Source organism: Rhodococcus sp. C26F (genome assembly GCF_053345925.1).
In genome coordinates, this window is the sequence record NZ_JBKFBA010000016.1 from 56,805 (window position 1) to 81,063 (window position 24,259).

Sequence of the window (24,259 nt, forward strand, 5' to 3'; positions counted from 1 at the left end):
CTCTTCTGCACCGGTGACGTCCGCGGTGAATGCGGAGTCGGCGGCGTACATGATCTACACGTCCGGTTCCACCGGCACGCCGAAGGGCGTCGTCGTCACCCACCGCGGTCTCAACGCCTTCACTGCCGACCACCGTCCCGAACTCGGATTGAGCACCGGCTCGCGGATGCTGCGGTTCTCGTCCTCGAGCTTCGACGCGTCGGTCTTCGAGCAGATCTCGGCGTTCTCCGCCGGTGCCACCGTGGTGGTCGTGCCGCCGCACATCGTCGCCGGTGCCGAACTGACCGACCTGCTGCGCCGCGAACGCATCACGCACATCATCACCGCGCCCGCCGCGCTCGGCACCGTCACCCCCGACCTGCCCGACCTCGAATCCGTGGTGATCGGCGGCGACGTGTGCCCGCCGGAACTCGTCGAGAAGTTCGGTCCCGTCTGCCGTTTCGTCAACAGCTACGGTCCCACCGAGACCACCATCATCATCACCGAGACCGCGCCGCTCACTCCGGGCGACCGCATCACCATCGGTGCGCCCATCGAAGGTGCCGGTGCCGTCGTCCTCGACACGCGTCTGCATCCCGTGCCCGACGGCGTCATCGGTGAGCTGTACCTGTCGGGTGCCGGTCTCGCGCGCGGCTACAACGCGCAGCCGGGACTGACGGCCGCGCGGTTCGTCGCGAACCCGTTCACCGGTGGACTCATGTACCGCACGGGCGATCTCGTGCGCCGCACCGCGACCGGCGAACTCGACTTCGTCGGCCGCAGCGACGCGCAGGTGCAGGTCCGCGGCCTGCGCATCGAACTCGGCGAGATCGAAGCAGCGCTGAGCCGCGCCGACGAGGTGGCCCAGGCCGTCGTCGTCCTGCACACCGACGCGCGCACCGGCGAACGTCTCATCGGCTACGTCGTTCCTGCGACCGGCGCCGCGGCGGACCCGCAAGCATTGCGGGACCGGCTCGCCGGCGAATTGCCGTCGTACATGGTGCCCGCGCAGATCCTCGTTCTCGACGCGCTGCCCATCACCGCCAACGGCAAGCTCGACCGGAAGGCTCTGCCCGTCCCCGGTTTCGAGGCACGCGCCTTCCGCGCACCCGAGACACCGGTGGAGCAGACGGTCGCGTCCGTCTACGCCGACCTGCTCGGCGTCGACCGCGTGGGTCTCGACGACGACTTCTTCGCGCTCGGCGGCAACTCGCTCAACGCGACCCAGCTGGTCGCGCGGCTCGGTGCCGCCCTGCACACCACCGTGCCGGTGCGCACGGTGTTCGATGTTCCGACGGTGGCCGCGCTGGCCGCCGCCGTGGCGCGCACTGCCGGTTCCGGTGGCCGTCCCGACCTCGTCGCCGTCGAACGCCCCGACCGCATTCCGCTGTCGCTCCAGCAGCAGCGCATGTGGTTCTTCAACCGCTTCGATCCCGACTCGTCCGCCTTCAACATCCCGATGGTGCTGCGCCTGAGCGGCGAGCTCGACGTGCCGGCGCTGCAGGCCGCGCTGCTCGACGTCCTCGACCGTCACGAAGCGCTGCGCACCGTCTTCCCCGACAGTGACACCGGTCCGTCGCAGGTGATCGTGCCCGCCGACGAGGCCGCCTCCGATCTCGGACCGGACGTTGCCGCGGCCGACGAGATCACCGATGTCCTCACCGATTTCGTCACGCGCGGCTTCGATCTCACTGTCGACGTGCCCGTGCGTGCCCGACTGTTCCGCATCGCCGACGACGAGCATGTCCTCGCCGTCGTTGCCCACCACATCGCGAGCGACGGAGGGTCGCAGGCACCGCTGTCGCGCGACGTCGTCACCGCCTATCTCGCGCGTCGCGAAGGTGCCGAGCCCGGCTGGTCGCCGCTGCGCGTGCAGTACGCCGACTACGCCCTCTGGCAGCAGAAGCTCCTCGGCAGCGAGGACGACCCGCAGTCGCTGCTCGCCCGTCAGCTCGCGTACTGGACCGACGCCCTTGCCGACCTGCCCGACCTGGTGGAACTGCCCACCGACCGGCCGCGTCCGCCCGTGCAGTCATCGCGGGGCGCGACCGTCCCGATCGCCCTCGACGCCGAGCTCGCCGACCGCGTCGAACAGTTCACCCGCGAACGCGGCATCACGCTGTTCATGCTCGCTCACGCCGCCGTCGCGGTGCTGCTGGCCCGCTGGTCGGGGAGCAGCGACATCCCGATCGGCACCCAGATCGCCGGTCGCGGCGAGGAGGCTCTCGACGACCTCGTCGGCATGTTCGGCAACACCCTCGTGCTGCGCACCCGCATCGACGCCGGCGCCACCTTCGACGAGGTCCTCGACCAGGTGCGCGACGTCGACCTCGCGGCCTTCTCGCACCCGGACGTGCCGGTCGAGCGCCTCGTCGAACTGCTCGACCCGGTCCGCTCCACGGCCTACTCGGCGCTGTTCCAGACCCTGCTCGTGGTGCACAACTTCACGCGCTCGGAGATCGACCTTCCCGGGCTGCGGCTGAGCACCGTCGAACCCGGCGCGACCGGCGCCAAACTCGACCTCGAGATCCACCTCGGGGAGACCTTCGACGCCGACGGCCGACGCCTCGGCATCGACGGATCGATCACCTACGCCACCGACCTGTTCACCGAGCACACCATCACGCAGGCCGCGCAGCGCCTCGTCGCGCTCGTCGACGCCGCGGTGCGTGCGCCGGAGGTCGCCGTCGGCGACATCGACCTGCGTGGTGACGACGAGATCCGTCTGCTCGCCGGCATCAATGCGACCGATGCGGGTTCCGTCGACGAGACCCTGCTCGTCCGCTTCGACCAGCAGGTCGCCCGCACCCCGGACGCGCCGGCGCTGATCTTCGAGGACACGACCCTGACGTACGCGCAGTTCGCGTCGCGGGTCAACCGTCTCGCGCGGCATCTCGTCGGACTCGGGGTGGGTCCGGAGAGCCTCGTCGGCGTGTACACGGGCCGGTCCATCGAGATGATGGTCGCGATCTACGCGATCCTGCAGGCCGGGGGAGCGTACGTTCCGCTCGACCCCGAACATCCCGCCGACCGCACCGAATACGTGCTCGACCTCGCCCGGCCCGTCGTCGTCCTCGCCACGGCCGCCGATCGGGGATCGTTGCCCGCCGCGGCACCGGTGCTCGAGATCGATGCGCCGTCGACGGTCTCCGACGCGCCGCTCTCCGACGCCGACCGCGTCGCGCCGCTGCGACCGGACAACACCGCCTACGTCATCTTCACCTCCGGCTCCACTGGACGTCCGAAGGGTGTTGCGGTGAGCCATCGTTCGGCCGCGAATCAGATCGTGTGGATGCGCGAACGGTACGACCTCGGCGCCGGTGACGCCGCGCTCCACAAGACACCGATCACGTTCGACGCGTCGGTGTGGGAGCTGTTCTACCCCTTGCAGGTCGGGACACGTCTCGTCGTCGCCGTTCCGGGTGGGCACCGCGACCCCGCCTATCTCGCACGGGTGTCGCGTGAGGAGCGCGTGAGCATCCTCGAATTCGTCCCGTCGATGCTCGCGGTGTTCCTCGCCGACCCGGCGCTGCAGCTTCCCGAGTCGCTGCGCTACCTGTCGGTCGGTGGTGAAGCCCTGCCGGCCGATCTCGCTGCCGACTTCGCCGCACGATCGACGGCGGCGCTCGACAACACCTACGGTCCCACCGAAACGACCGTCACCGCAACGGTTCTGCGGGTCGAGGGCGAGCACGCGGGCAGTGTCCCGATCGGCCGTCCGATCCGCAACACCACCGTGCAGGTGCTCGACGCGCGGCTCCGCCCGGCGCCGATCGGGGTGCCCGGTGAGCTCTACCTCGGGGGAGTGCAGGTCGCGCGCGGCTACCACGCCCGCCCCGACCTCACCGCCGAACGGTTCGTCGCCGCACCGGACGGCGAACGTCTCTACCGCACCGGCGATCTCGTTCGGATCCTGCCCAGCGGTGAGCTGGACTTCCTGGGCCGCACCGACTTCCAGGTCAAGGTGCGCGGTCTGCGCATCGAACTCGGTGAGATCGAGAGTGCCCTGACCGCGCTGCCGGAGATCGCGCAGGCCGTGATGGTCGTGCACGACGGCGACCACGGCCGGCAACTCGTCGGCTACGTCGTCCCGTCCTCGGGCGCGACCGTCGACGTCGAGGCGGCGCGTGCGGCGGTCGGCAGGTCGCTGCCGCGCTACATGGTGCCCGACGTGCTCATGGTGCTCGACGCGTTGCCGCTCAACGCATCCGGCAAGCTCGACCGTCGCGCTCTGCCCGCGCCCCTCGCCGCGATCCGGGAGTTCCGCCCTCCCGTCACCCCTACGGAACAGGCGGTCGCGGCCGCGATCGCCGAGGTGCTCGAGGTGGAGCGGGTCGGTCTCGACGACGACTTCTTCGCGCTCGGCGGCAACTCGCTGATCGCGACCCGCGTCATCGCCCGCATCGGTGCCGCGCTCGGCGCGGACATCCCGCTGCGCACGCTGTTCGAACATCCCACCGTCGACGCGCTCGCCGCCGCGGTGGCCGAGCACGGTGGGCAGGCCGCGCGACCTGCACTGGCCGCGGGGGAGCGGCCCGAGCAGGTGCCGCTGTCGCTCGCCCAGCAGCGGATGTGGTTCCTCAACCGCTTCGATCCCGACTCGGCGGCCTACAACCTGCCGATGGCGATCCGACTGTCGGGCTCGGTCGACGTCGACCTGCTGCGCATCGCGGTCGCCCACGTCGTCGAGAGACACGAGTCGCTGCGCACCGTCTACCCCGACACCCCGGACGGGCCGGTGCAGGTCGTGCTGCCCGCCGCCGACGCCGCCCCGGACATCGAGGTCCACACCGTCACCGGTGGGGACGACGCCCTGCTCGCCGCGGTCGCGCCGTTCGCGACCGGCCACTTCGACGTCACCACCGAGGTGCCGCTGCGGATCGGGCTCTTCGAACTCGGTGCAGACGACTACGTCCTCGCGATGGTCGTCCACCACATCTCCGGCGACGGCTTCTCGATCGCCCCGATGGTGCGCGACCTGCTCGTCGCCTACACCTCGGCTCTCACCGGTTCCGAGCCCGAGTGGGCGCCGCTGCCGGTGCAGTACGCCGACTACGCGCTGTGGCAGCGTCGTGTGCTCGGGTCCGAGGACGATCCCGATTCGCTGGTGTCGCAGCAACTCGACTACTGGCGCGGTGCCCTCGCAGGCCTGCCCGACCAACTGTCGCTGCCGACCGACCGCCGACGACCCGCCGTGCAGTCCTACGAGGGCGGACGCGTCGAGATCCGCATCGACGCCGACCTCCACGCCCGGCTCGTCGACCTCGCCCAGAGCTGTCACGCCACGCTGTTCATGGCCGTGCACGCGGCCCTGTCGGTGCTGCTCGCGCGACTGTCCGACAGCGACGACATCGCGGTCGGCACGCCCATCGCGGGTCGCGGCGAACGTGAACTCGACGACTTGATCGGCATGTTCGTCAACACCCTCGTGCTGCGCACCCGGGTGTCCGGCGCCGTCACCTTCGACGACCTGCTCGCCGCCGTCCGCGAATCCGACCTGCGGGCCTTCGCGCACGCCGATGTGCCGTTCGAGCGGCTCGTCGAGGTGCTCAACCCGCAGCGCTCCACGGCGCGGCACCCGCTGTTCCAGGTCGGTTTCTCGTTCCAGAACTTCGAGCAGGGCACCCTCGCGCTGCCCGGACTCGACGTCGCCCTCGTCGACCTCGAACACGACACCTCGCAGTTCGACCTGCACTGGATCGTCCAGGACCGCTACGACGAGTCGGGTACACCCACCGGCATCGTCGGCTACCTCACCTACGCGTCGGCCCTGTTCGACGAGTCGACCGCCCGCGTGTTCGTCGATCGGTTCGTCCGATTGCTCGACAGGATCGTCGCCGAACCCGGCCGTCCCGTCGGTGATCTCGACATCCTCGACACCGTCGAGCGCACGCGAATCCTGCAGGAGTGGAACGACACTCGGCACGAAGTTCCCGCTGGGACGCTGGTGTCGCTGTTCGACGCGCAGGTCGCGGCCCGACCGGACGCCGTCGCGCTCGATCACGAGGGCGGCACCCTCACCTACCGCGAGTTCGACGGACGGGTCAACCGCCTCGCCCGTCACCTGATCGACCTCGGCGTGGGTCCCGAAACGGCCGTTGCGCTGGGAATGCGTCGCTCCGTCGAGTTGCTCATCGGCATGTACGCCGTCGCGAAGGCCGGCGGCGCGTACGTCCCGCTCGACCCCGACCACCCGCGCGAGCGGATCGACTACATCCTGTCGGTCGCCGACCCCGTCTGCGTGCTCACCGCTCGCGACGACGACTTCGATGCCGGCGGTCGCGCCGTGGTGCACGTCGACGCACCCGAACTCGACGCGCTCGACGACAGCCCGGTGCGTGACACCGAACGTCGTGTTCCGCTCGACCCGCAGCACCCCGCCTACGTCATCTTCACGTCGGGTTCCACCGGACGACCCAAGGGTGTCGCAGTTCCGCATGCGGCGATCGTCAACCAGTTGCTCTGGAAGACAGGGCATTTCGGTCTGTCCTCCGACGACGCCGCGCTGCTTGAGACGGCCGCGACGTTCGACCTGTCGGTATGGGAGTTCTGGTCGGCACTCGTCTCCGGCGGTCGACTCGTCGTCGCCGCACCCGACGGTCATCGCGACCCGACCTACCTCGACGCGGTCATGCGGCAGAAGTCCGTGACCACTCTGCACGTCGTGCCGTCGATGCTCGAGGCGCTGCTCGACACGGCCGGCGGTGCGCTGAGCCCGTCGTTGCGGCGCATCCTCGCGATCGGTGAGGCGCTGCCCTCCGCGCTCGCCCAGCGGTTCCGGTCGCTCCATCCCGACGTCGACCTGGTCAACCTGTACGGGCCGACCGAGGCCGCCGTCTCCGTGACCGTGCACGCGGTGACCGGTGACGACACCGACTCGGTGCCGATCGGCCGCCCGGAGTGGAACACGCGCGTCCACGTCCTCGACGGTCGCCTCCGTCCCGTGCCGGTGGGTGTGAGGGGCGAGCTGTATCTCGCGGGCGCCCAGCTCGCACGTGGCTACGCCGGACGCCCCGACCTCACCGCCGACCGGTTCGTCGCCGACCCGTTCGGATCCGGCTCACGCCTCTACCGCACCGGTGACATCGTCGCCTGGAACGAGGACGGCACCCTCGACTACCGCGGCCGCGCCGACTTCCAGGTCAAACTCCGCGGCTTCCGCATCGAACTCGGCGAGATCGACACCGCATTGCGGGCACAGCCGGGTGTGGCGCAGGCCGTGACGGTCGTGCACAGCGGCCCGCACACCGGCGACCGGATCGTCGCCTACCTCACCGGCGACGAGGCCCTGCACGCGGACGCGGTGAAGAACGCACTCGCACAGAGTCTTCCGAGCTACATGGTGCCGTCGGTGGTCATGATCCTCGACGCGCTGCCGCTCAACGCGAACGGCAAGATCGATCGCAAGGCGCTGCCCGCACCCGAGGTCGCGACCCGCGCGTACCGCGCGCCGTCCACCCCGATCGAAGAGATTGTCGCCGGCATCTACCGCGACCTGCTCGGCGTCGACCGCGTAGGCGCGGACGACGACTTCTTCGAACTCGGCGGCAACTCGCTGATCGCCACCCAGGTGATCGCGCGCCTCGCGACCGCGCTCGACGCGCGCGTCCCGCTGCGCGTGCTGTTCGAGGCACCCACCGTGGCAGCACTGGCCGTGCGGGCCGAGGAACACGCCGGATCCGGGGGCCGCCCGGCACTGCAGGCGCAGCCGCGACCCGACTCGGTGCCGCTCTCGCTCGCGCAGCAGCGGATGTGGTTCCTCAACCGTCTCGACCCCGACTCCGCCGCGTACAACATCCCGGTGGCCATCCGTCTCACCGGATCGCTGGACCTGACGGCCCTGGCCGACGCCGTCGCGGATCTGTTCGCGCGCCACGAGATCCTGCGCACCGTCTACCCGGAGGCCGACGGCGTCGGACACCAGGTCGTCCTGCCCGTCACCCGGGTGCGCCCGGACGTCACACCCGTGCCGATCGACGAGGCCGACATCCTGCCCACCGTCGTCGAATTCGTGAACGCCGGATTCGACGTCACGTCCGAGGTACCGGTCCGCACCCGCCTCTATCAGGTCGGCGACGACGAATACGTGCTCGTCTTCGTCGTGCACCACGTTGCCGCGGACGGTTTCTCGATGGGACCGCTGACCCGCGACGTCATGGTCGCCTACGACGCGCGTCGGCGCGGGGAGGCACCGTCGTGGTCGCCGCTCGCCGTCCAGTACGCGGATTACGCTCTCTGGCAACGCGAACTGCTCGGATCCGAGGACGATCCCGACAGTCTCGTCGCACGCGAACTGGCCTACTGGACCGAACGACTCGGTGACCTGCCCGAGCCGCTCGAACTACCGCTCGACCATCCGCGTCCGCCGGTCGCGACCAACCGCGGTGCACGCCACACCTTCGAGATCGACGCCGCCACCGTCGATGCGCTGCAACGACTCGCGCGCGAACACAACGCGACCACCTTCATGGTCGTGCACGCCGCGCTCGCCGTCCTGCTCGCGAAACTCGCCGGCACCCGCGACGTCACCATCGGCACGCCCGTCGCGGGTCGCGGGGAGGCCGAACTCGACGACCTGATCGGCATGTTCGTCAACACCCTCGTGTTGCGCAACGACATCGACCCGGCCCTGCCGTTCACCGAGCTGCTCGCGCAGGTGCGCGACACAGACCTGGGTGCCTTCGGCAACGCGGACGTGCCGTTCGAACGGCTCGTCGAGGTGCTCGATCCGCCCCGCTCGCAGTCGCGGACACCGTTGTTCCAGGTCATGCTCGTCTTCCAGAACATGCAGCAGTCGGTGTTCGAACTCGACGAGCTGACCATCTCCGCGCTCGACACGGACTTCGCCGAAGCTCGGTTCGACCTGCAGCTGACCGTGGGGGAGTCCTACGACGCTGCAGGACAATCAGCCGGTCTGACAGCGGAGTTCACCTACGCGACAGATCTGTTCGACGAGTCGACGATCATGACCTGGGCGGAGTGTCTGACGCGGGTGCTGACCGCGGTCACGGCCGAGCCCGCACGTCGAGTCGGCGACATCGAGATCCTCGACCGTGCCGAGCGCGCGCGACTGCTGGCACCCGGCCACGAGGACGCCTTCGTTCCCGTCGCCGACAGGACCCTGGTCGACCTGTTCGACGCGCAGGTCGCCCGCACACCCGACGCGGTGGCCGTGATCGCCGGCGACCGGACTCTGACCTATGCCGAGTTCGACGCCGAGGTGAACCGTCTGGCGCGTCACCTCATCGAGGTGGGCGTCGGTCCGGAGACCACGGTGGGTCTTGCGATGGCACGGTCGCTGGACCTTCTGGTCGCGATGTACGCGACGGTCAAGGCCGGCGGTGCCTACGTACCGATCGACCCCGATCTGCCCGCTGCACGCAACGAGTACGTCCTCGAGGTCACCGACCCCGTCGTCGTCCTCACGACCGAGCGCGACGGCTTCCCGGTATCGGACGGCATCCGGTCCCTGGCCGTCGACACGCTCGATCTTCGCCACGTGGCGAGTGACCCGGTCACGGATTCCGAACGTCGGCACCCTTTGCGGCCGGACAACACGGCCTGGGTGATCTTCACGTCCGGTTCCACCGGCCGTCCCAAGGGCGTCGCTATTCCGCACGGCCGCGTGGCCGTGGCGTTGGCATGGCGCCAGAGCGCCTACCGACTGGACGCGAACGACACGGTCCTGCAGAAGACACCGTTCACCTTCGACGCGTCGGGACGCGAATTCTGGTGGCCGCTGACCGTGGGTGCGCGACTCGTCATCGCCGCTCCGGACGGTCACCGCGATCCGCAGTACCTCGCGTCCGCGATCGCCGAACACGGCGTGACCTCGTCCTACTTCGTCCCGTCGGTGTTGTCCGAGGTGCTTGCCGTCGCGCGCGACACGGACCTGGCGTCACTGCGACAGGTGTACTGCAGCGGTGAGGTGTTCACACCGGGACTCGCCCGGGCATTCCGCGCGCGGAACGAGCACGCGGAACTGTCCAACGAGTACGGCCCCACCGAGTTCACCCTGTCGATCACGCGCCACGTTCTCGACGCCGCCGACCCGGGATCGGTGCCGGTGGGTGCGGCGCAGGGCAACGTCGCCGCCTACGTCCTGGACCAGTGGCTGCAGCCCGTCCCCGACGGTGTCGCGGGTGAGCTGTACCTGGCCGGGGCCCAGCTCGGCCGCGGTTACATCGCGCGCCCGGACCTCACGTCCGAACGATTCCTGGCCGACCCGTACGGTCCCGCCGGCACTCGCATGTACCGGACGGGCGACCTCGTGCGCAGGACGTCGACGGGCGAACTGCACTACATCGGCCGCACCGACTTCCAGGTCAAGCTCCGAGGCCTGCGTATCGAACTCGGCGAGGTCGAGGCTGCCGTCGCTGCGTATCCGACCGTCCGTCAGGCCGTCGCACTCGTCCGTACCGATGCGTTGCGCGGCGACCAGCTGGTCGCGTACGTCGTCGCCGAGGACGGAACCACGATCGACATCGACGACCTCAAGGCCACTGTCGGCCGGCGCGTCCCGGGCTACATGGTGCCGTCGACGGTGATGGTCCTGCCGCAGATGCCGCTCAACCCGTCCGGCAAGGTGGACCGGAAATCCTTGCCGCAGCCGGAATTCGAAGCACGTGAGTTCCGCTCCCCGACGACACCGGCCGAGCAGGCCGTCGCGGACGTCTTCGCCGATGTTCTCGGGATCGAACGCGCGGGCCTCGACGACGACTTCTTCGAACTCGGCGGCAACTCGCTGGTCGCGACACGCGTGGCGGCGCGTGTCGGTGCGGCCCTCGGAACGAAGATCCCCGTTCGTACCGTCTTCGAGGCGTCGACGGTCGCCGCGCTGGCGTCGGCAGCCGAACACGCGGGGCGCGGCGAACGTCGTCCGTTGATCCCGATGGCACGGCCCGACCTGATTCCGCTGCTGCCCGCACAGCAGCGCATGTGGTTCCTCAACCGGTTCGATCCCGACTCCGCCGCCTACAACATCCCGGCCGCACTCCGGTTGTCCGGGGCACTGGACGTCGAGGCTCTGCAGGCAGCGGTGAACGACCTCGTCGCGCGCCACGAGATCCTGCGAACCATCTACCCGGAGATCGACGGCATCGGCTACCAACGGGTGCTGCCGATCGAGGACGTGCGCATCGACCTGGCACCGAGAGCCGTCGATGAGGAGGCAGTGCTCGGGGCCGTCGCAGAGGTGGTGACCGCTGGGTTCGACGTCACCACGCAGGTCCCGCTGCGCAGCGCGTTGTTCCGTGTGGCTGCGACGGAGTTCGTGCTCGTGTTCGCGGTGCATCACATCGCCGCCGACGGCTACTCCATCGGGCCGTTGACCCGTGATGTGATGATCGCCTACGCCGCACGGGCCGAAGGGCACACACCCGGTTGGGCACCGCTGCCGATCCAGTACGCCGACTATGCATTGTGGCAGCGGGAGAACCTGGGTTCGGAGGACGATCCCGCCAGTGTGATCTCGCAGCAGCTGGAGTACTGGACGGCGTCCCTGACCGGCGCCCCGGACGAACTGGCTCTTCCGTTCGACCGCCCGCGTCCGGTCGAATCCTCCAATCACGGTGCGGCCTATCGCTTCACCGTTCCCGCCGAACTGCACGATGCGCTCGTGCGGCTCGGGCGGGAACACAACGCGACGCTGTTCATGGTGCTGCATGCCGCACTGGCCGTGGAGCTCGCGAGGTCGAGCAACACCGACGACATCGTCGTCGGCACACCGATCGCCGGTCGCGGCGAGGCCGAACTCGAAGACCTGATCGGCATGTTCGTCAACACGCTCGTGCTGCGCGCCCGGGTCGACGGTGGGGAATCGTTCAGCGATCTTCTCGCTCGGATCCGAGATCTCGATCTGGGTGCCTTCGGCCACGCCGACGTGCCGTTCGAGCAACTCGTCGAGGTCCTCAATCCGCCGCGTTCCCGCTCGCGGAACCCGTTGTATCAGGTGCTGCTCACCCTGCAGAACATGGCACCGTCGACGTTCGAACTCGGTGGGGTGACGATCTCTCCGGTCGAAGCACCGCTCGACCAGACGAAGGGCGACCTCCAGTTCACGCTCTTCGAGTCCGCCGACCACGCCGGTCGCCCGTCCGGACTGGCGTGTGAACTCACCTACGCCACCGAACTCTTCGACGAACGGACGGTGCGGGGCATCGCCGACCATCTGGTCAGGATCCTCGATGCCGCGGTGGCGGATCCGTCCGTGCCCGTCGGGGATCTCGACCGTTCGAGCCCCGCCGAGTACGAAACGCTTCGCGACCTCGGTCACGGTTCCGACCGCGTCGTCCCGGGTGCCGCCACGCTGCCGGACAGGTTCTCGTCGCAGGCTGCGGCTTCGCCCGATGCGGTGGCCCTCGTGTACGAGGGCGAAAGCCTCACCTACGCGGAGTTCGCCGGTCATGTGAACCGTCTCGCGCGACACCTGATCTCCCTCGGTGTCGGGCCGGAAGTGCGTGTCGCGGTGGCGATGGAACGCTCGCTGGATCTGGTGCTGAGCATCTACGCCGTGCTCGCGGCCGGTGGTGCGTATGTTCCGATCGATCCGGAGCAGCCGGCAGAGCGCAACGACTACGTGCTCGCCACGGCCGATCCGCAGGTGGTGCTGACGACCTCACGTCACGACATCGGTGTGGGACGGACCGTCGTCCGCGTGGACGAACCGATCACCTCCGGCGTGTCCGGCGCGCCTGTCGTGGACGCCGATCGTCGTTCACCTCTGCGTCCGCAGAACACTGCATATGTGCTGTTCACCTCGGGTTCGACGGGTCAGCCCAAGGGTGTGGCGGTCGCACATGCGGCAGTGGTCAACCAACTCGCATGGATGCAGGACCGCTTCGCCGTCGAGTCCTCGGACGCCGTCCTGCTCAAGACCTCCGCGACCTTCGACGCGTCGGTGTGGGAGTTCCTGCTGCCACTGATGTCGGGTGCCCGACTCGTGATCGCCTCACGCGACGGACACCGGGACCCCGCGTATCTCGCTCAGGCGTTGGTGGATTTCGACATCACCATCGCACAGTTCGTGCCGACGGTGCTCGATGCCGTGCTCGACGAGTCGACGGCGCCGACCCCGGCGCTGCGTGCGGTGTTCGCCGGCGGCGAGGCATTGCAGTCGGCGACCGCCGAGCGTTCCCGCGCGACGTTCGGTGCGGAGATGCACAACCTCTACGGCCCGACCGAGGTGACGATCCAGGCGACCCACCGTGTCGCGCGCGATGGCGACGGTGTTGTGGTGCCTATCGGTGCGACCGTATGGAATACGTGCGCGCGGGTGCTGGACGCGCGCCTGCGGCCCGTGCCCATGGGCGTGACGGGTGAGTTGTATCTGTCGGGTGTGCAGGTCGCGCGAGGATACGAGGGACGCGCGGGACTGACTGCCGAGCGTTTCGTGGCCGATCCCACCGGTGACAGTGGCGAGAGGCTCTATCGAACCGGCGATCTCGTCCGGTGGAACCGTGACGGTGAACTCGAGTACATCGGCCGGAACGACCTGCAGGTCAAGCTCCGTGGTCAGCGCATCGAGATCGGTGAGATCGAAGCGGTGCTGCGGAGCCTGGACCACGTTGCGGCCGCGGCGGTCGACGTGCGGTCGGATCAGTTGGTCGGCTACATCGTTCCCGCAGGGGACATCGATCCCGCGCACCTTCGCGGAGCGCTCGGCGAACTGTTGCCGTCGTACATGGTGCCCACGCACTTCGTCGTGCTGGACTCGTTGCCGCTCAATGCATCCGGGAAACTGGATCGAAAGACGTTGCCTTCCCCGGAGATCGAGGAGCGGGAGTTCCGTGCCCCTGTGACGGCGGTCGAGCATGCAGTGGCTTCGGTATTCGCCCAGGTGCTCGGAGTCGAGCAGGTCGGGTTGGACGACAACTTCTTCGCACTGGGTGGCAACTCGCTGGTGGCGACGCAGGTCGTGTCCAGGCTCGGTGCCGCTCTCGACATGCGTGTGCCGCTGCGTGCGTTGTTCGACGCGTCGAGCGTGGAAGGCCTTGCTGCGCGGCTCGAAGGTGAGTCCGGTTCCGGCGCTGTCGTTCCACTCGTTGCGCAGGAGCGGCCCGAGGTGGTGCCGTTGTCGTTGGCGCAGCAGCGGATGTGGTTCCTGAACCGGTTCGATCCCGAGTCGGCGGTGAACAACATTCCCGCTGTCATCCGGCTGACGGGTGTGCTCGATGTCGATGCATTGCGGGCCGCGGTGACGGATCTGGTCGAGCGGCACGAGATCCTGCGGACGGTGTATCCGGAGATCGACGGTGTCGGTCGCCAGGTCGTGCTCGGTGTCGATGACGCCGGAGTCGCGCTCCAGGTGGTGCGCGTTTCCGAGGCAGAGGTGTTCGATCGGGTCGTCGCCGCGGTGAGTACCGGTTTCGACGTGACGGTGGCGCCGCCGTTGCGGATCGAGTTGCTGCAGGTCTCGGAGACCGAGCATGTGCTGGCCGTGGTGGTGCACCACATCGCGGCGGACGGCTTCTCGATGGGACCGCTGTCTCGCGATGTGATGGTGGCGTACGCGGCCCGTTCAACGGGGGAGATCCCGGCGTGGAAGCCGCTCGACGTTCAGTACGCGGACTATGCGCTTTGGCAGGGTCGAGTCCTCGGCTCCGAGGACGATCCGTCCTCGGTCGCGACTGCCCAGGCCGAGTACTGGCGCACGACACTGGCGGACCTCCCGGAGGTCTCTGCCCTGCCGACCGACCGTCCCAGGCCGGCCGTCGCCTCGACACGCGGTGCCGAATACCGTTTCGGCTGGTCGCAACAGCAGCAGCAGGCACTCGAACGGCTCGCTGTCGAGCACGGCGCCACCCCGTTCATGGTGGTCCACTCGGTGCTCGCGGTACTCCTGGCACGCATGTCCGGAACCGATGACATCACCATCGGTACTCCGGTCGCAGGGCGTGGCGCTGCCGAACTCGACGACCTCATCGGCATGTTCGTCAACACCCTTGTGCTCCGCACCGTCCTCGAGGAGGGAGAGTCGTTCGCCGATCTCCTCGGCCGGGTCAAAAACGTCGACCTCGGTGCCTTCGCGCACGCCGACCTTCCGTTCGAGCGGCTCGTCGAGATCATCGATCCCGTTCGCTCGCAGGCATGGCATCCGCTGTTCCAAGTGGCGCTGTTTTTCCAGAACATGACGTCGGGTGCTCTCGAGCTCGAGAATCTGGCGATCGAACCCGTCGACGTCGACGTGACCACGGCGAAGTTCGACCTCCAGTTCACCGTGGCGACAGCCGAGAACGGCGGTTCCGATGTCGCGATCAACTATGCGGTGGACCTCTTCGACGACGAGACCGTTCGGTCCCTTGCCGAACGCTTCCTCCGCGTACTCGACGCCGCCACCGCCGCTCCGAACACCGCGGTCGGCGACCTGCCGGTGCTCAGCGCACAGGAACAGCAGCGCATGGTCGTCGAACCGAACCGGACCGAGCGGCGCATCGACCACCACCTGCTGCTCGACGGGTTCGACGCGCGTGTTGTGGCGTCTCCCCACGCCGTGGCGGTGATCTTCGAAGGCGAAGAACTCACCTACGCCGAATTCGACGCGCGTGTCGACGCCGTCGCTCAGCGCCTGGTCGCTCTCGGTGTCGTCCCCGAGACGCGGGTCGCGTTGGCCATGCGCAGGTCCGTCGAGCTGGTGATCGGCATGTACGCGGTGCTGCGGGCCGGCGGCGCCTACGTGCCCGTCGATCCGGACCACCCGCTCGACCGCGTCGCCTACATCCTCGAGGCCGCCGATCCGCTCGTCGTGCTTACGACGCACCGCGACGACTTCAGCGCGACAGGTGACAGGCTCGTTCTGCACCTCGACGACCTCGACGACACGGATCGGTTCGGCACGCCGTTCGATCGACCGACCGTGCACCCCGAGAACAGTGCCTACGTGATCTTCACGTCGGGTTCCACCGGTAGGCCGAAGGGCGTGACGGTGTCGCACGGCGCCATCGCCAACCAGATGGCATGGATGGAGCACGAGTACGCCTTCGACGAATCGGACGTGTACCTGCAGAAGACCGCCACAACCTTCGACGTCTCGTTGTGGGGCTTCTTCCTGCCGCTCCGAGCCGGCGCAACGCTGGTCGTGGCGACGCCGGACGGTCACCGCGATCCCGAGTACCTCGCGCGCACCATTCGGGACCGAGGAGTGACGATCACCGACTTCGTCCCGTCGATGCTGTCGGTCTTCGTGTCGTCCGTCGAAGCACGGGATGTGGCGACATTCCGCGACGTGTTCGTGATCGGTGAGGCGCTACCCGCCGCGACCGCGCAGGCATTCGCCGAGCTCAGCCCCGCAGGACTCCACAACCTGTACGGGCCGACCGAGGCTGCCGTCTCGGTCACGTACCGGCGTGCCGAGCCCGGTGACGACGGCAGCGTCCCGATCGGTCTGCCGCAGTGGAATACCCAGGTTTATGTGCTGGATTCGCGTCTGCGTCCGGTACCCACCGGCGTCCCGGGCGAGCTGTATCTCGGGGGTGACCAGTTGGCGCGCGGATATCACGGCCGCGTCGATCTCACCTCGGATCGTTTCGTCGCGAACCCCTTCGTGCCCGGCGAGCGCATGTATCGCACCGGCGACCTCGTGTACTGGACCGCGCGTGGTGAACTCGACTACCTCGGCCGTACGGACTTCCAGGTCAAGTTCCGCGGCCAGCGGATCGAGCTCGGCGAGATCGAAGCGGTACTGCTCGATCATGATTCGGTCATCAACGCTGCTGTGCTGGTGGTCTCCGGCGCGACCGGTGACCAGCTCGTCGCCTACGTCGTGCCGGCCACCGGGACGGATGTGACAGCGGATGCTCTGAAGGAGCATGCGGAGACGGCCCTGCCGACGTACATGATTCCGGGCGCCTTCGTGGTCCTGGCGGAGTTCCCGCTCAACGCGTCGGGCAAGCTCGACCGGAAGGCGTTGCCCGCTCCCGTCTTCGAGACGAAGGCGTTCCGTGCTCCGGCGACCGTCACCGAGCAGACGGTGGCACAGGTGTTCGGTGAGGTCCTCGGAATCGAGAAGATCGGAGCGGACGACGACTTCTTCGCGCTCGGCGGCAACTCGTTGATCGCAACCCAGGTCGTCTCGCGTGTCAGTGCTGTCGTGGATGCCCGGGTGCCGGTACGAACGCTGTTCGAGGCTTCCACGGTCGAGGAGTTCGCCCGGGCCATCGAGACCCACGCCGGGACCGGAGGAGTTGCGCCGCTGGTGCCTCAGCCGCGGTCCGAACGGGTTCCGCTTTCCCTCGCGCAGCAGCGGATGTGGTTCCTGAACCGGTTCGATCCGGAGTCGGCAGTGAACAACATCCCGGTGGCCATTCGCCTGACCGGTGCACTCGATGTCGAGGCGCTGTCGCATGCCGTCGGTGACGTCGTCACTCGTCACGAGATCCTGCGGACCTACTATCCGGATATCGACGGTGTCGGGGTCCAGATCGTCGTGCCGACGGCCGAGGCGGGGTTGGATCTCGTCGCGGAACCCGTCGATGAGCGGGACGTGCTCACCACCGTTGCTGGATACGTGACCGGCGGTTTCGACGTCGCAGTCGCACCCCCCGTGCGTGTTCGACTCCTGCGGATGTCGGAGACCGAGCACGTTCTCGTCGTGGTGGTGCATCACATTGCTGCAGACGGATTCTCGATGGGACCACTGGCGCGGGATGTCATGATCGCGTACGCCGCGCGGTCGGCGGGTGAGGCTCCGTCCTGGCAACCTCTCGAGGTGCAGTACGCCGATTACGCGCTGTGGCAACGACAGGTGCTGGGTTCCGAGGACGACCCCGAGTCCGTCATCGCACGGCAGGTCGCGTACTGGACCGAGCAGTTGACCGGGGCACCCGATGTTCTCGACCTTCCCGCGGATCGGCCGCGTCCGGCGGTGGCATCGAACCTGGGCGCCACACACCATTTCGTTCTCGGATCCGACGTGGTGTCCGGAATCGATTCACTGGCAGCATCGCTCGGACTGACTCGCTTCATGGTGGTGCACGCAGCCCTCGCTGTGTTGTTGGCTCGGTTGTCGGGCACGGGTGACATCGCGATCGGTACGCCGGTGGCGGGTCGTGGTGAGCGTGCCCTGGACGATCTGATCGGCATGTTCGTCAATACGTTGGTCTTGCGTACGCAGGTCGATTCCTCCGAGCCGTTCGCAGACCTCCTCGGTCGGGTGCGTGAAGTGGATCTGGGTGCGTTCGGTCATGCGGATGTGCCGTTCGAGCGGTTGGTGGAGGTTCTCGATCCGGTTCGGTCGACCGCGTGGAATCCGCTGTTCCAGGTGATGTTGACGATGCAGAATATGGCGCCGACTCGATTCGAACTGCCGGATCTGTCGCTGTCCGCGGTGGATACCGATGTGTCGTTGGCGAAGTTCGATCTGCAGGTGACGCTGGCGGAGCAGTTCGACGACGGCGGCGAGTCTGCAGGGATGGCGGTCGCGCTGACCTATGCCACGGACCTGTTCGACGAGGCGACAATGGTCGGTTTCGCCGAGCGATTCGTGCGGGTGCTGTCCGGTGGGGTCGCGGATCCGTCGATTCCGGTCGGGGACGTCGACCTGTTCCTCGCCGACGAACGCGAACAGCTTCTCGCCTTCGAGCGCGGGGACGTGGCGCCGGCGAGTGGAGTGCTCACGGATCTGATTGCTGCGCAGGTGGAGCGGGCGCCGGATGCTCCGGCGGTGTCGGTCGGGGACGACGAGCTCACCTATGCGCAGTTCGGGGATCGGGTAGGCCGGTTGGCCCGGTACCTGATCTCGGCGGGTGTGGGTCCCGAGGTGCGGGTCGCGGTGGCGATGGACCGCTCGCTCGACATGGTGCTCGCGATCCATGCGGTGCTCGCGGCGGGCGGTGCGTATGTGCCGATCGATCCGGAGCAGCCGGATGACCGCACCGGGTACGTGCTGAACACGGCAGATCCTCTTCTGGTCCTGACCCGGTCGGGTGAGAACCGCCGCTGGGATCGCCCGGCTGTGGCTCTCGATGTACTCGATCTATCCGAATATGCATCGGGTCCGATCGAGAACAGTGAACGGCGTGCGCCGTTGCGACCCGGCAATACGGCCTATGTGTTGTTCACCTCGGGCTCGACCGGTCGCCCGAAGGGCGTGACGGTCTCCCACGGGGCCGTGGTCAACCAGTTGTTGTGGATGCAGGACCGCTTCGCTCTGACGGCGTCCGATGTGGTGCTGCTCAAGACTCCCGCGACGTTCGACGCGTCGGTGTGGGAATTGCTGTGGCCGTTCATTTCCGGTGCTCAAATGGTGATTGCGAGTGCAGACGGTCATCGCGATCCGGTATACCTCGCCGGCGTCATGACCGATGCGGGTGTCACGGTGGCACAGTTCGTGCCGACGGTGCTCGACGCGGTGCTCGACGAGATCGACGGTGCGGCGGCGTCGTCGGTGCGGTTGGTGTTCGCCGGTGGTGAGGCGCTGGCCGCGGCCACGGCCGAGCGGGCGCAAACCGTGCTCGGTGCGGAAGTGCACAACCTGTACGGGCCCACGGAGGTCACGGTGCAGGCCACACACCGTGTCGCGGACGAAGTGGACGGTTCGTACGTCCCGATCGGCCGGCCTGTGTGGAACACCGATGCCTGGGTCCTCGACACGCGACTGACGCCGGTGCCGGTCGGTGTGGTCGGAGAGTTGTATCTGTCCGGTGCTCAGCTCGCGCGCGGATACGCGGCTCGTCCGCAGCTGACGGCCGATCGGTTCGTGGCGAACCCGTTCGGGATGGCAGGGGAGCGGTTGTATCGCACCGGCGACCTGGTTCGCTGGACCCGTGTCGGAGAGCTCGAGTACGTCGGCCGAAACGATCTGCAGGTGAAGGTGCGTGGCCAGCGCATCGAGCTCGGTGAGATCGAAGCGGTGCTACGGGCGCAGTCCGGGGTGGCCGCGGGTACGGTGGCTGTGGTGTCGGATCGGTTGATCGGCTACGTCGTGCCGACCGGAACCCTCGATATTCAGTCGCTGCGGACATCGCTCGGTGAGTCGTTGCCGGCTTACATGGTGCCGTCGCAGTTCGTCGTGCTCGAGGCGTTGCCGTTGTTGTCGAACGGCAAGCTGGATCGACGGGCGTTGCCGGAGCCTGTGGCCGAGAAACGTGAGTTCCGGGCGCCTTCGTCCTCCGTGGAACAGGCAGTGGCCGCGGTGTTCGCCGAGGTGCTCGGTGTCGAGAGGGTGGGTCTGGACGACGACTTCTTTACCCTCGGCGGCAATTCGCTGGTGGCGACCCGGGTCGTGGCGCGTCTGGGTGAAGCGCTCGGTACGCGTGTTCCGCTGCGTACCTTGTTCGACGCGCCTGCAGTCGAGGATTTTGCTGCGCTGGTCGCGCGGGAGATGGGCACCGGCATTTCCGTTCCGCTGGTGGCGCAGGAGCGACCGGATGTGGTGCCGTTGTCGTTGGCGCAGCAGCGGATGTGGTTCCTGAACCGCCTGGAACCCGACTCCGCGGTGAACAACATCCCTGCCGTGATTCGGATGTCGGGCGTACTCGATGTCGATGCGTTGCGGGCTGCGGTAGCGGACCTGATCGAGCGGCACGAGGTCCTACGGACCGTGTATCCGGAGGCCGACGGTGTCGGTCACCAGGTCGTGCTCGGTGTCGGCGATTCCGGTGTCGAATTGGAGGTCGTGGAGGTCTCCGAGGCCGAGGTGTACGACAGTGTCGTCGCGTCTGTGAGTACGGGATTCGATGTGACGATGGCACCGCCACTGCGGATCGAGTTGCTGCAGGTATCGGAGACCGAGCATGTGCTGGTTGTGGTGGTGCACCACATTGCGGCGGACGGTTCTTCGATGGGTCCGTTGTCTCGCGACGTGATGGTGGCGTACGCAGCCCGTTTGGTGGAGGAGACCCCGGCGTGGGAGCCGCTGGACGTGCAGTACGCGGATTACACGCTCTGGCAGCGTCAGGTACTCGGATCCGAGGATGACCCCAAGTCCCTGATCTCGCAGCAATTGTCGTACTGGACGAACACGCTGGAAGGATTGCCCGACGAACTACCGCTGCCCTTCGATCGTCCACGCCCGCCGGTCGCCTCGTACCGCGGTGGCCGGCACACCCTGACCGTCGACGGATCGGTGCGTGCGGGTATCGACGAACTTGCCCGGGATCGTGGCCTCACTCCGTTCATGGTGGTGCACGGTGCGCTGGCCGTCCTGCTCGCCCGGCTGTCGGGCACCGACGACATCGCAATCGGTACGCCAGTGGCAGGTCGCGGTGAGCGCGCCCTCGACGACCTGATCGGCATGTTCGTCAACACCTTGGTCCTGCGCACTCGGGTCGACAGTGGTGAGTCGTTCGCCGAACTGCTCGATCGCGTGCGCGACGTCGACCTGGGCGCCTTCGGTCACGCGGAAGCACCGTTCGAGCGGCTCGTCGAGGTGCTCGACCCCGTGCGCTCCACCGCGCGCAATCCGCTGTTCCAGGTGATGCTCACCTTCCAGAACTTCGAACAGACGAGCTTCGAACTGCCCGGACTGTCGCTGTCCGCACTCGAAGCCGACGCGCAACTCGCCAAGTTCGATCTGCAGGTGACCGTCGTCGAACAGCCCGAAGGTGGATGGCTCGTCGAATTCGGCTACGCCACTGACCTGTTCGACGCAGCGACCGTCGAATCGATCGCCGAGCGATTCCGGCGCGTGCTGGCGGCAGCCGGCGACGAATCCGTGGTGATCGGGGACATCGAACTCCTCTCCTCGGAAGAGAAGTCCCGACTGCTCACACACGCGACAGAAGATCGGAGCATCGACGGCGAGACGGTGCTCGACCTGTTCGACCGTCAGGTCCTGCGCATACCCGATGCCACGGCCCTCATGCGCCACGACGGAGCGCTCACCTACCGCGAGTTCGGTGCGCGGATCAACCGACTCGCCCGTGAGCTGATTGCTCGCGGTGTCGGACCCGACACGTTGGTCGGCCTCGCCGTACCACGTTCGGTCGACATGCTCGTAGGGATGTACGCGATCCTCCGAGCCGGTGGCGCATATGTCCCGATCGATCCGGAACACCCGGCCGACCGCATCGCGTACCTGCTCGACGTCGCGAACCCGATCCTCGTACTCACCACTCGCCGGGACGCGAACGCACTGCCGGACTCCGCACCCGTGGTGTGCCTCGACGAACTCGACGTCTCGCAGTGGAGCGATCTGCCGATCGGTGACAGGGAACTTCGTGCCCCTCTCCGGGCTGGGAACACCGCGTACGTGATCTTCACGTCGGGCTCGACCGGACGTCCGAAGGGTGTCGCCGTCACCCACGAGGCGATGCTCAACCAGATCGACTGGATCAGCGATCGTTTCGACATCGGTGCCGAGGACGTCGTCCTGCTCAAGACACCGTTCACGTTCGACGTGTCGGTGTGGGAGTTGTTCGGTCCTCCGAGCAGGGGAGCACAACTCGTCATTGCTGCTCCCGACGGACACCGCGACCCTGCATATCTTGCATCGGTCATCGACGAACACGCGGTGTCGATGGTGTCGTTCGTGCCGTCGATGCTCGATGTGTTCGTTGCCGAGCTTGCTGAGCTTGCTGAACTTTCCAAGGGATCGTGCACTACGTTGCGCGCGGTGCTCGTGGCCGGCGAGGCACTTCCTGCCCGGACGGTGACCCGCTTGCGCGCGGCGCTTCCTGGTGCGGCCGTCCACAACCTGTACGGGCCGACGGAATTCACCGTCCACGCCACCGAGATCGAACTCTCCGGTGACGAGGCGATCGTTCCGATCGGTGCACCGGTGCGGAACTCGCAGGTCTACGTGCTCGACACCCGGCTGAGGATGGTTCCTCCGGGGGTCCCGGGAGAGCTGTATCTGTCCGGTGTCCAGATCGCTCAGGGCTACGTCCAGCGTCCGGATCTGACAGCGGAACGGTTCGTCGCGAATCCCTTCACCGAGGGCGCGCGCCTGTATCGCACGGGAGACGTCGTGCGCTGGAATGCATCCGGCGTGCTCGAGTACATCGGACGCAGCGACTTCCAGGTCAAACTGCGCGGTCTGCGCATCGAACTCGGTGAGGCCGAGGCGGTACTGCGGGACGATCCGCGTGTGTCGTCGGCTGCTGTCGTGGTGACGCACGATCGTCTGGTCGCGTACCTGACCGCTTCGCAGGAGAACCTGGATACGGACGAACTGCGCCGGTCCGCGTCCGATCGTCTGCCCGCGTACATGGTGCCGGACGTGATGATGGTGCTCGACGCACTGCCGCTCAACGCCTCCGGCAAGCTCGATCGTCGGGCACTGCCGGAACCGATGCTCGAGGCACGTGAGTTCCGGGCTCCGGTCACCGATGTCGAGCAGATCGTGGCGTCGGTGTTCGCCGAGGTGCTCGGTGTCGAGCAGGTGGGCCTGGACGACGACTTCTTCGCGCTCGGCGGCAATTCGCTGGTGGCCACCAAGCTCGTCTCCCGGTTGAACGCGGAGCTCCCCACGCGAGTACCTCTGCAGTGGCTGTTCCGGGAACCCGGCGTCGAAGGACTCGCGGCGCTCATCGATCGTGAAAGTGCCGGTGACGTCGAAGAGTCCGTGGCCCCGGTCCTGCCGATCCGGACCCAGGGCGCAGGTACCCCGCTGTTCTTCGTCCACCCGATCGTCGGATTGTCGTGGTGCTACACCGCCCTCGCGCGTCAGCTCGATCACGACGTGCCCGTTTACGGTCTACAGACGCCGGCCGTCACCGAGGACGACTTCGAGCCCGCGACCCTCGACGAACTCGCGGCGCGTTACGTCGACGAGTTGCGGACCGTCCAGCCCGAGGGGCCGTACCGGTTGTTCGGCTGGTCGCTCGGCGGCGTGATCGCCCACGCGATGGCGGTTCGTCTGCAGGTGGAGGGGGAGCGTGTCGACACGTTGGTGATGCTCGACAGCTTCGCCGGCAACGGTGCACGGACCGTCGAGTCGAGCGATGTGTCGATGAGCGAGCTGCTCGCCGGATTCGGAATCGACGACGCGGCCGCAGCCGGCGCCGAGGACATCGACGACCTCGTCACGTCCGTCGCTTCACTTACCGGCAACACCGAGGACGACACCCGACGCGTGGTGACCAGGCTGGTCGCGGCGGCACAGCGGAACTCCGAGTTGATGGCTGAGCATCGGCCGGGGACGTACGACGGCGACATCGTCTACTTCACCGCCGCAGCCGACGACCCGACCGGAACGCGCGGCGCGTCCGGCTGGAACGCGGCCGTGACGGGTGCCGTCGACAACCATCAGGTGCCGGCGACGCACTGGCAGATGACCTCACCCGACGCGCTCGACGTCATCGTGTCCGTGCTCGACGCGGTGCTCTCCGAGCGGGAGAGCTGA

At 67.7% G+C, this 24,259-nt stretch carries 1 protein-coding gene (running past one end of the window); it reads left to right on the top strand.

Annotated elements, in window-relative coordinates; all coding sequences use genetic code 11:
* A protein-coding gene (locus tag ACLBYD_RS17295) for a non-ribosomal peptide synthase/polyketide synthase (RefSeq protein WP_447817387.1) crosses the window boundary here: on the top strand, window positions 1-24,259 show its 3' portion. It extends 12,608 nt beyond the left edge of the window; only the last 24,259 of its 36,867 coding nucleotides appear in the window; its start codon lies off the left edge, out of view; the stop codon is at window positions 24,257-24,259.